Genomic DNA, 11,006 nt, shown 5'->3' on the forward strand with positions numbered 1-11,006 from the left:
AAAATCATCAAGTCCCATAAAAAAGCCCTTTATATAGTTGATTGTAGTGATGAAATTATATCAAAAAGTGCCTATTTATGGGCTTTATTATAGCTTTTATATATAAGAAATTGAAGATTTTTTATGTGCGAAAGTTGAGTAAATAAAAAATTAAACAAATCTTAATCTTCTTTGGATATAATCGCAGTTCTATTTTTTAAATCAATTAGATTTTTAATTTAGTACCTCACATGTGTCAATCCTTGCTCGGGTTGTGTTAAGTTTAAAGCTTAGCATTAAGGGATACAGAGGCTAAACCCTAGAAAAAAATATAAACAAACATAATTCAAGGAGAATTAACATGGTTACAATGAAAGACTTATTAGAGTGTGGTGTACACTTCGGACACCAAACAAGAAGATGGAATCCAAAAATGAAAAAATTCATTTTCGGTGTTAGAAAGAATATCTATATTATAGATTTACAAAAAACTCTAAGATACTTTAGATATACATACAATGTTGTAAGAGATAGAGCTGCTGAAGGTCAAACAATGATTTTCGTTGGTACTAAAAAACAAGCTAGTGAAACTATTAAAAAAGCTGCTGAATCTTGTGGAATGCCATATGTAAACCACAGATGGTTAGGTGGAATGCTTACAAACTTTGGAACAATCAAAAAATCAATTAGAAAATTAGAAATTATTAAAAAAATGAGAGAAGAAGGTCAACTTGATCTTTTAACTAAAAAAGAAGCTTTAATGCTTTCAAGAAAAGAAGAGAAACTAGAGTTATACCTTGGTGGAATTAAAGATATGCATAAACTTCCAGATATGATGTTTGTTCTTGATGCAGTTAAAGAAAAAATTGCTATTGCAGAAGCTAGAAGATTAGGAATAACTGTTGTTGCTCCACTTGATACAAACTGTGATCCAGATGTTGTAGATTTACCAATTCCTGGAAATGATGATGCTATTAGAAGTATTCACTTATTTTGTAATGAAATGGCAGCAGCTATGAATGAAGGAAAAGCTGTACTAGCTGAAAGTGGTGCTGAAACTTCGGTTGAACCTATTTCTCAAGAAGAGCAAGACGAGCTTATAGCTGAAGCTGTTTCTGAGGGTGGAGAGATTAAATTTGGTGAAGGAGAAGAAGCATAATGGCATCAACTCCACAATTAATCAAAGAGTTAAGAGAGCTAACTGGTGCTGGAATGATGGATTGTAAAAATGCATTAAATGAAACTGGTGGAGATTTAGAAAAAGCTATTCAAGCGCTTAGAGAAGCAGGGCTTGGAAAAGCTGCAAAAAAAGCTGGAAATGTTGCTGCTGAAGGTTTAATTGCTATTGAAGTGAATAGTGATAAAACAAAAGCTGTACTTTTGGAGTTAAATTCTCAAACAGATTTTGTTGCAAAAAATGAAAATTTTATTAATATTACAAAAGAAATTACAGCTCATGCATTTTCAAATAATATAAATGATGCTGAAACTCTTAATAGTTCAACTATAGATGGTAAAGATTTCCCAACATATTTAGCAGAAAAAATTGCAACTATTGGTGAAAATTTAGTTGCTAGAAAATTACAAAGTGTTGAAGGTCAAGTTGTTAATGGTTATGTTCATGTAAATGGAAGAACAGGAGTTATTCTAGCAGCTTCTTGTGATGCTGGTGTAAAAGATAAAGCAGCAACACTTTTAAGAAATATTGCAATGCATGCAAGTGCTATGAAACCAACAGTTATTTCATACAAAGATTTAGATCCAGCTTTTGTTGAATCTGAAAATAGAGCAATTAGAGCTGAGATTGAAGCTGAAAATGAAGAGTTAGTAAGATTAAAAAAACCTCTTAAAAAAATTCCAGATTTTGTTTCTAAATCTCAATTAACAGATGCTGCTATTGCTGAAGCAAAAGCAAGATTTGAAGATGAGTTAAGAGCTGCTGGAAAACCTGAAAAAATTTGGGCAAATATTATTCCTGGGCAAATTGAAAGATTTATCACTGATAATACTCAATTAGATGGAAGATTTGCACTTTTATCTCAAGCTTATGTAATGAATGATAAACAAACTGTAGAGCAAGCAATTGCTGAAGTTGATCCATCAATTAAAATTACATCTTATGTTAGATTTGAACTTGGTGAAGGAATCGAGAAAAAAGAAGAAGATTTCGCAGCTGAAGTTGCAAAACAAATGGGTAAATAATAAATAGTTTAAAAAAACTATTATAAAAGGATATGCAATGAGTGAAAAAAATAATAATAAACCACTCCTTGCATCCACACTTCTTGAAGCAAAAAATCTATCTCATAATTTTGACTACGAACTTTTTAAAAATATTAATCTTAGTTTAGAGAAAAAAGAGTCAATAGCTATTATTGGAACTAGTGGAAGCGGAAAATCAACTCTTTTAAATATTTTATCTTCACTTTTAAAGCCAACAGCTGGAAATGTTGTTTTTCAAAGTAAAGATTTATACTCTTTAAAACAAAATGAACTATTAAAAATTAGAAGAGATGATTTTGGAATTGTATTTCAAGCACACTATTTATTTCGTGGATTTAGTGCTTTGGAAAACCTAAATATTGCTACACTTTTAAGTCATCAAGATATTGATTATAAACTTTTAAATGATTTAAATATTTCACACGTCTTAAATCAAGGTGTTGGAGAACTAAGTGGTGGACAACAACAACGTTTGTCAATTGCTAGAATTCTTATGAAAAAACCAAAAATAATTTTTGCTGATGAGCCAACAGGAAACTTAGATAAAGATACTGCAAATGTAGTTATGAATACTCTTTTTAACTATATAAAACAGAATGATGCTGGCCTTATTTTGGTAACTCATGAAGAGGATTTAGCTTTTAGATGTGATAAAGTTTTTAAGCTTGAAGAGCTAAATTTAAAGGAGATAAAAAAGTGAAAATCCTTCTTATTTGTGACACAGCAATAATTGAGCATATATTTATACTTGTTTGTAAAAGAATTAAAGTTGATTTAATAGTTCAAAAAACAACAAGTGTTGATAATAAATATGATTTGATAATTGTAGATCAACCATTTATTGATAATAAATTTAATAAAATAAAGACATTAACAACTAGATTGGGAGCAATTAGTTCAGAAGAGTTAAGTTTTGAAAAACAAAGAGATTTTTTGATTCCTAGACCATTTCTTCCTACAAAATTGGAAGCAATTTTAAAAGAGCAAATAGAACTTTCATTAAATGAAAAAAAAGATAGTAGTAATTTATCAAAATTTATTTCTACAGAAGAGGAAGATATTGTTCTTCCTGTAGTTGATTATATAAATGATAGTTTGGATGATAGTTTGGATGATAGTGAAGATTTTGACAATTACGATGATTTGAGTTTTGTTGATGATTTACTTGATGAAAATGAAAATGAAGATGAGAGTATTATTAGCTTAAGTGCATTACAAAAAGGCGGAGTTTTAGATAATCTTGAATTAAAGAAAATAAATACTATTTTAAAAGATGATAAAAAACGAATAGATGAAGAAACTGATTGGAAAGATATAAGCGAAATTATAGATGAAGCTTTAGATGAAGTTAAAGATTATGAATTCTCTTTGGATAATAACAAATATCATTTAATTTTAAATAGATTTAAAATTGATGAACTAAAACCACTTCTTACAAAACTTGATCAAAATCTTATAGACAGATTGGCAAGTGGTGAATCTGTTGATATAAATATATCGATAAAGGAATAAGATGATAAAAGAGTTAAACGGTGCAATTCTAGTTATTTCAGGACCTAGTGGATGTGGAAAATCTACACTTTTAAGAGAGATATATAAAAATATACCAAACTACTATTTTTCTATTTCAACAACAACTAGAGCTTTAAGAGGCGAAGAAGAAGATGGTGTTGATTATAATTTTGTGAGTCAAGAAGTGTTCGAAAAGAATATAAAAGATGATAATTTTTTGGAGTATGCGAAAGTTCATAATAACTATTATGGAACTATGCTAGAACCAATTACAAAAGCTTTAAATGATGGAAAACTTGTAATTTTTGATATAGATGTTCAAGGACATAAAATTTTAAGAAAAAAGTTGGATAATCTAATAACTTCTGTTTTTATTACAACACCAACTTTAAAGATTTTAGAGCAAAGATTAATAGCTAGGGATACAGACACTGCTGAGATGATTGAAAAAAGAGTTCAAAATGCTAAGGTAGAGATAGAATCATTTACTGATTATGACTACTTGATTATAAATGATAATATTCACAAAGCTTCTAAAGAAATTTTGGCTATTGCAAATATAGCAAGAGCAAAAACAAAGATTTTTGATAAAAAAAATATAGTTGAAAACTGGATAAACAGTTAAACTATATCCTCAAATTTTAAAGGTTTATCAAAAAAGTATCCTTGAGAATAGTCTATATTTAACTCTTTAACTTTGTTGTAAATATATTCATTTGCTACAAATTCAGCAACAGTTTTTATATTAAATTCTTTTGCAATATTTGATATTGTTTTTACAATTATCTCTAAATCTTTTGACTGGTGAATATTTTTTATTAAAGACCCATCTATTTTTATAAAATCTATATCCAATCTTGATAAAAGATGAAAGTTTGAGTACCCGCTACCAAAATCATCAATTCCAACCTTACAACCATATCTTGAAACATTATCTATAAATGTATCAACTAAATCAAAATCGGAAATCTCTTCGCTTTCTAGTATTTCAAACTCAATATTTGATGCAAAATCTATATTTTCATCTAAATAATTATAGATATATTTTGTAGTTTTTTCATTTAAAATATCATCATAAGATATATTTATAGATACTCTTTTATTTTTATTTTTAATAAGTTTTAAAGAGTCTTCTAAAATAACTTTAATAATATTTGAATAAAGTTTAGTTTTTTTCGCAATATGTAAAAAACTATATGGGCTAAATTCTGTACCATCATGGTCTATGTATCTAATTAAAGCTTCATATTTTATAACCTCTTTTGTTTGAGTATCAACAATCGGTTGAAAATATGCTTTTAGTAAATTGTCTTTAAATCCTTGTTTTAGTTGTTTTATCCATTTTATATTCTCTTCAAAAGATATGTGAATATTATAAGAATCATCATAAATCATTATTTTTTGGAAAGTTTTTCTAGCATAAGAAATAATTCTTTTTGTATATTTGTAAGCCTCAGAACCATCACCTTGTGCTATTCCTATAGTAATATTTACATCTATTTCATTATCATCTATTAAAAATGGTTCATTTTCTACTTTTTCTAAGAAATCTTTACAAAAATTAAAAAAATCTTTTGTTTCCATCTTATTTTTTGGTACTACTGCAAATTTATCTGATTCTATTCTATATAGTAAGTAGTTATTTCCATCAAAATAGTTTCTCATTTTTGAAGCAAACTCTTTTAATATTTTATCACCAATAGTTTCCCCAAAAAGATCATTTGTTGCAATAAATTCATCAATATCAAATAAAGCCATAAGTTCACTATTTGAATCTTTTAAATCTTTTTTTAGTTTATTTCTATTTGATAGGTTTGTTAAGCTATCTAAGTACAAATCTTTTAGCTCATGATAATTTAATGATTGTGACATAGCTTGAAGTAGTTTTGAAACATCAACAGGTTTTAAAACATATTTATCAACCCCAATATCAATTGCTTCAAGTAAATACTCTTTGTTTGAAAAAGCTGTTGTTACAATGATTGGAACATTTTTATTTATATCTTTAATTTTTTTAATCATCTCTAAACCATTTAAAATTGGCATATTTATATCTGAGATAATTAAATCAATATCACTATCATGTTTTAAAAAAAGTTCATACCCTTCTTGACCATTTGTTGCAATATATTGATTCTTTGTAAATGATTGTAAAATAGAAGAAGTAACTTCTCTTAAATCTTTTTCATCTTCAACATACAGGACGGTAACACTTTTTAGATTTGATATATCGTTGTTCATTAAACCACTCTTTGAAATTAATAAGATATAATACACAAAAATCTTAATATAAAGTTTAATTTTAAAAAAAGGAGATGTTTTTTTGATAAAAATAGAGTGTAATCATTGTCATTTATCATTTGATGAAAAAATAATGATAAAAGAGAATGATTTAAATTTTTGTTGTGGTGGTTGCCAAAGTGTTTATCATATTTTAAAAAGTGAAAATTTAGACTCTTTTTATGAAAAACTTGGAAATAAAACTATAAAAGCTCCTTTACAAGTCTCAAACGATGATTTGGCAAAATTCGACTCAGAAAACTTCTTAAATAGTTATACAACAATTACAAAAGATGGATTTGTACAAATTGATTTAATCCTTGAAGGAATTCATTGTGCAGCTTGTGTTTGGCTAAATGAAAAGGTTTTATATGACACAAAAGGTGTTGTTGAAGCAAATATAAATTTTACAACAAATAAAGCAAGAGTTGTTTTTAACAGTGATATTTTAAAACTAAGTGATATTATAAAAAAAATAAGAAGTGTTGGTTATAACGCTTACGCTTATGATTCAAGCATAGCAGATAAAGAAGCTAGTAAAGCCAAGCAAGACTATTTTGTAAGAATTATGGTTGCTGTTGTTTGTACTATGAATATAATGATGTTAAGTGTTGCAAAATATACAGGCTTTTTCACAGGAATGAGTCTTGAAGTAAAAAATATGATACATCTAGCTGAGTTTATTCTGACAACGCCAGTTTTATTTTTTAGTGGATTTGTATTTTATAAAGGTGCATATTTTGGTCTAAAAAACCGTATTGTAAATATGGATTTGCTTGTAAGTTCTGGTGCAACAATGACATATGTTTACTCTTTATTTGTTTTATTTGGGGCAAAAGGTGAGAGCTATTTTGATTCAGTTGCTATGATTATAACTTTTGTTTTAGTTGGAAAATATCTCGAAGTAATTGGTAAAAAATCAGCTATTGATACTTTGGATAAAATAAAATCAACTCTTCCACTTGAAGCAGTTGTTGTAAAAAATGGAAAAAAAGAGGTAAAAGCTTTAAATTTAGTAAAAGTTGGTGACTTAATTGAGCTTAAGATTGGAGAAAAGGTTCCTGTTGATGGAAAAATTATAAGTGGAAATGCATCTTTTGATGAATCTAGTTTAACTGGTGAGTCAATACCTGTTTATAAAAAAACTGGAGATAATATTTTTAGTGGAACTGTTATTTTGGACTCTACAATACTTTTTGAAGTTGTAAAAGATTTTAAAAATTCAACATTTTCTTCTATTGTAACTTTACTTGAAGATTCACTAAACTCAAAACCAAAAATTCAAACTTTAGCAAATAAAATTTCAAGACGTTTTAGTTTAATAATTTTAAGTATTGCATTTATTACATTTTTAGTTTGGTACTATTTAGGGCTTGATTTAGGTTTTTATTTTGAAGGGGTTAATCAGTTTGAAAGGTCATTTATAACGGCTATTTCTGTTATTGTGATTGCTTGTCCTTGTGCTTTAGCACTTGCAACTCCAATGGCTAGCTTAGTTGGAATTAGTGAGTTGGCAAAAAAATCATTACTATTTAAAGAAGCAAAATTTATAGAAACTATTGCAAATGCTACAACTGTTGTTTTTGATAAAACAGGAACATTGACAAAAGGAGAATTAGAAGTTAGTTTTGTAGAGTTTTTCAATAAAGATGAAAAAAATATAAATCTTCTTTACTCTTTACTTGATAGTTCAAATCATCCTGTGAGTATTGCTGTAAAAAGATATATTAAAGAAAATTTTGAAGTTTCTCATTTGAGTTTAGAAAATATAAAAAATATTGAAGCAAAAGGCTTGAGTGCAAGATATGAAAATAATGAAATATTAGGCGGAAATGAGTCACTTTTAAAAGAGTTTGGTGTTAATATGAATGTTGAGATAAACTCAAAATTGACTCAATATTTGTTTTGTGTAGATAAAAAGATTATTGCAAATTTTGAGTTAAAAGATGAGTTGAAAGCCGATGCAAAAGAGCTTATAGAGTATTTAAAAGAGCAAAATATAGAACCAATAATGCTAACAGGGGATAATAATTTTGTGGCTTATTCTATTGCAAAAGAGTTAGAAATATCAAACTATAAAGCAAATTTAACTCCAAAAGATAAAGCAGATTTTATAAAAGATTTGAAAAATAGTGGTAAAACTGTTGTTATGGTTGGAGATGGTGTAAATGATAGTGTTGCACTAGCTTCAAGCGATGTTGCAATTGCTATGGGAAATTCTGCCGATGTTTCTATGATGGTTTCTGATGTAGTAATGCTAAATTCAAAACTAAAATCATTAAAAGATGCTTTTATAATCTCTAAAAAAACGTATAAACATATAAAACAAAATTTAGCTTTCTCTTTAATTTATAATACAATTACAATTCCAATTGCAGCAGCTGGATTTATAATTCCACTTTTTGCTGCATTATCTATGAGTTTAAGTTCTTTAGTAGTTGTTTTAAACTCTCTTAGAATAAAACTCAAATAAAGGAAAAATTTATATTATGATTGATGATACACTATTTTTTATGTTGGTAGTTGGGCTTGTAATTTCAGCTGGAATGCTTTTTTTATTTATTTGGGCTGCAAAATCAGGACAATTTGATGATGCTTCAAAAATGACAAATGGAATGCTTTTTGATAGTGTTGAAGATTTAAATGATGCTATAAAAAAAGAGAAATCTATAAAAGAGTCTAAAAAAGATATAAAAAAAGAGGATAAGTAAACTTATCCTCTTTAAAGATTTGGTAAAACCAAATTATTTACCCATATAATCAGCTAATGCTTTAATATCAGCATCAGTTAATTTAGCAACTTGACCTTTCATAAGACCTTTCATAGGTCCACCATATGAACCATCTTTATAACCATTTAAAGATTTCACAATATCAGCTTTTGTTAAATTAGCTGGAACATGAGATTTACTTTGAGTAGTGATATTGATTTCACCTTTAACTCCGTGACATGCTTTACATGTTGCATAAGATGCTGGTGCATCAGCAAATGCAAAACCTACTAGTGCTACTGTTGCAAGAACTACTTTTTTCATTTTTTCTCCTTTTAAATTTTAAGAAAGAAATATTAGCTATTTTTTCTTTTTTTTATGCTTAATAACATTAAAATTAAAGTTATTACAATTAGAAGTTTTGCTTATTATTGTATATTATTTGTGGATTTCGATACAAGCGACATCTCTTAATACTACTGTGTCAATTTTGTGCAAAAAATGTTATTTTTTTAGTTTGCTTACTTTTTATGTACCTTTAATATCTCTCTAAAGTTATGTTTGGATTTTAAATATCTCATTTCTTGCCTCAATAAAGAAAATTTTATATTTGATTTACTTCTAGCTTGGGTTACACCAAAATCAACTATTAAAAGATTGATTGGAAGTGACCATTCCATTTAATCTTGGTTGCACTAAATAGGATATAGAAAAAAGTATTTTAAAATTAGTGAAAGCGTAGAAGATATATGAGAAAAAGTAATTACTCACAATAGTTTAAAGAATCAACAATAAAGTTAATTATATTAAAAACACTTGCTTTTATATTTTTATTCAGTTATAATGATGGTCTTGAAGATGATTTAGGGTTTTTGACTACATCTTTTGTTTGCTTTTATTGATAACTACAAAAAATTGATACTAACTTACTTAATACAAATTAAAACTCCACTTAAACTTTATAGATTACTTTTTAATTAAAGTAGAAAAATAAATTAAAAGGAAATGCCATGGCAGATCAAAATATCGGAACAGTAAAATGGTTCAACTCAGAAAAAGGTTTTGGATTTATCCAAATAGAAAATGGAAATGATGAATTCTTTGTTCACCACAGTGAAATTCAAAGTTCAGGATACGGTAGAGTATCTTTAGAAGAAGGACAAAAAGTATCTTTCGAAATCGGAAGAAATGAAAAAGGTCCTCAAGCAAAAAACGTTAAAGCAATATAACTTTTTACTATAATATAATTCCAGACTATATAGTTTGGAATATATTACATTCTTTAAAATAATATAACTACAACAAACTACAATAAAAATATAAAAGAGAGAAATGTCAATAATAAATGTAAATATAAAAATAAAACAGTTAGTTTTATTAAGACTTATAAAAAATAGAGAATCTATAGAAGATGCTTCTTCAAAAGCTGGATTATGTATTAATCTATCAAAAACTTATTTAAAACCAAAAAATCCATTTGCAATATATTAAATAATTTTGTAAATTAAATGTTACAAAATAGTATAGAGGATGATATTATATAAATCAGATACTAAAAAAATGTTAAAATATTAACGGTAAAATTTACCGTAATTTATATTTTTTATAATAAAAGTAGATTTATAACTGTGTCAAATTTGTACAAGAAATTAATATATTAAAAGAATCATTTAATATATTAAAAATAAATTAAAGTTGTAAGAGTGCTATTTGAAGTCTTTTTTATTTATTTTAACTCAACTTTCGCACATAAAAAATCATTAATTTCTTATATATAAAAGCTATAATAAAGCCCATAAATAGGCACTTTTTGATATAATTTCATCACTACAATCAACTATATAAAGGGCTTTTTTATGGGACTTGATGATTTTATCCAAACTGCTATGAACAATGTATTAAAAAATCCAATATTATCTGTTTTAAGAGATATAAATTTTAGTTCTATTTTAAAACAAAGTAATTTTATAAAAAGAGATATTGGTGTAAAACCATATATGATAATTTTACATTTTTTATCAAAAAAGTGGGTCAAATTTCAATCAAAATTTTCATATGAAATATAGTAATGATTGTTTTAAAAAAGATGTTTATTATAGATTACATTCATACAATAATTATATGTCACCAGTAGAGTTTGAAAAAAATATATTACTAACTCAACTTTCGCACATAAAACCTAACTGTTTTTTAGTGTAAACCCTTAGCATTAAGATGATTTGTTCTAAATCTTTATTTCTCTTGACAATTTTTTGGACTTGAACTAGTTGTTCTAATATTTTTAAAAACAGTTCCATTGAA

The 11,006-nt window shown here is 26.7% G+C and carries 12 protein-coding genes; 10 read left to right on the forward strand and 2 right to left on the reverse strand.

Going from position 1 to position 11,006, the window contains the following annotated elements; genetic code table 11:
• The first annotated feature begins 340 nt into the window (after nt 1–340).
• Genes rpsB through gmk form a run of 5 tightly spaced genes read left to right on the forward strand, consistent with a single transcriptional unit; the run spans nt 341 to nt 4,339 of the window.
• Nucleotides 341–1,138, forward strand: coding sequence for a 30S ribosomal protein S2 (gene rpsB, locus CJ670_RS09390; RefSeq protein ID WP_105910947.1), 798 nt, complete (start codon nt 341–343; stop codon nt 1,136–1,138).
• The gene (gene tsf, locus CJ670_RS09395) at nt 1,138–2,181 is read left to right on the forward strand and encodes a translation elongation factor Ts (protein ID WP_228154239.1); all 1,044 of its coding nucleotides are present in this window, start codon (nt 1,138–1,140) and stop codon (nt 2,179–2,181) included. Before rpsB ends, tsf begins: the two co-directional genes overlap by 1 nt.
• 37 nt (nt 2,182–2,218) lie before the next feature.
• On the forward strand, nt 2,219–2,902 hold the full coding sequence (locus CJ670_RS09400) for an ABC transporter ATP-binding protein (RefSeq protein ID WP_105939774.1): 684 nt from the start codon (nt 2,219–2,221) through the stop codon (nt 2,900–2,902).
• A complete protein-coding gene (locus CJ670_RS09405; protein WP_105939775.1) occupies nt 2,899–3,714 on the forward strand; it encodes a hypothetical protein in 816 nt (271 codons plus the stop codon). Before CJ670_RS09400 ends, CJ670_RS09405 begins: the two co-directional genes overlap by 4 nt.
• A 1-nt stretch (nt 3,715) precedes the next feature.
• Nucleotides 3,716–4,339, forward strand: coding sequence for a guanylate kinase (gene gmk / locus CJ670_RS09410; protein WP_207763633.1), 624 nt, complete (start codon nt 3,716–3,718; stop codon nt 4,337–4,339).
• Here gmk and CJ670_RS09415 read toward each other — a convergent pair.
• Nucleotides 4,336–5,955: an EAL domain-containing response regulator gene (locus tag CJ670_RS09415; RefSeq protein WP_105939776.1), complete on the reverse strand. Its 1,620-nt coding sequence runs from the start codon at nt 5,953–5,955 to the stop codon at nt 4,336–4,338. The two genes, gmk and CJ670_RS09415, sit on opposite strands and share 4 nt — an antisense overlap.
• 82 nt (nt 5,956–6,037) lie before the next feature.
• Here CJ670_RS09415 and CJ670_RS09420 point away from each other — a divergent pair, with 82 nt between their 5' ends.
• Nucleotides 6,038–8,467: a heavy metal translocating P-type ATPase gene (locus CJ670_RS09420; protein WP_105939777.1), complete on the forward strand. Its 2,430-nt coding sequence runs from the start codon at nt 6,038–6,040 to the stop codon at nt 8,465–8,467.
• 16 nt (nt 8,468–8,483) lie between these two features.
• Nucleotides 8,484–8,705, forward strand: a complete 222-nt coding sequence (ccoS, locus tag CJ670_RS09425; RefSeq protein WP_066402433.1) for a cbb3-type cytochrome oxidase assembly protein CcoS — start codon at nt 8,484–8,486, stop codon at nt 8,703–8,705.
• Nucleotides 8,706–8,738: 33 nt separating this feature from the next.
• On the opposite strand, the gene CJ670_RS09430 is transcribed toward ccoS, so the two are convergent.
• Nucleotides 8,739–9,029, reverse strand: coding sequence for a c-type cytochrome (locus CJ670_RS09430; RefSeq protein WP_105939778.1), 291 nt, complete (start codon nt 9,027–9,029; stop codon nt 8,739–8,741).
• Between the two features lie 686 nt (nt 9,030–9,715).
• Between CJ670_RS09430 and CJ670_RS09435 the strand changes: the two genes are divergently transcribed.
• From CJ670_RS09435 to CJ670_RS09440, 3 genes are all read left to right on the forward strand, one after another.
• Nucleotides 9,716–9,934 carry a cold-shock protein gene (locus tag CJ670_RS09435; protein WP_105910953.1) on the forward strand — a complete coding sequence of 73 codons (219 nt, stop codon included), beginning with the start codon at nt 9,716–9,718 and terminating at the stop codon, nt 9,932–9,934.
• A gap of 103 nt (nt 9,935–10,037) precedes the next feature.
• Nucleotides 10,038–10,196 carry a hypothetical protein gene (locus CJ670_RS10910; protein WP_165785208.1) on the forward strand — a complete coding sequence of 53 codons (159 nt, stop codon included), beginning with the start codon at nt 10,038–10,040 and terminating at the stop codon, nt 10,194–10,196.
• Nucleotides 10,197–10,561: 365 nt separating this feature from the next.
• Entirely contained in the window at nt 10,562–10,771 is a 210-nt protein-coding gene (locus CJ670_RS09440; protein ID WP_105939779.1) for a hypothetical protein, read from the forward strand.
• The last annotated feature ends 235 nt before the right edge of the window (nt 10,772–11,006 follow it).

It is taken from the genome of Arcobacter cryaerophilus gv. crypticus, assembly GCF_002993025.1.
Lineage (GTDB): Bacteria > Campylobacterota > Campylobacteria > Campylobacterales > Arcobacteraceae > Aliarcobacter > Aliarcobacter cryaerophilus_B.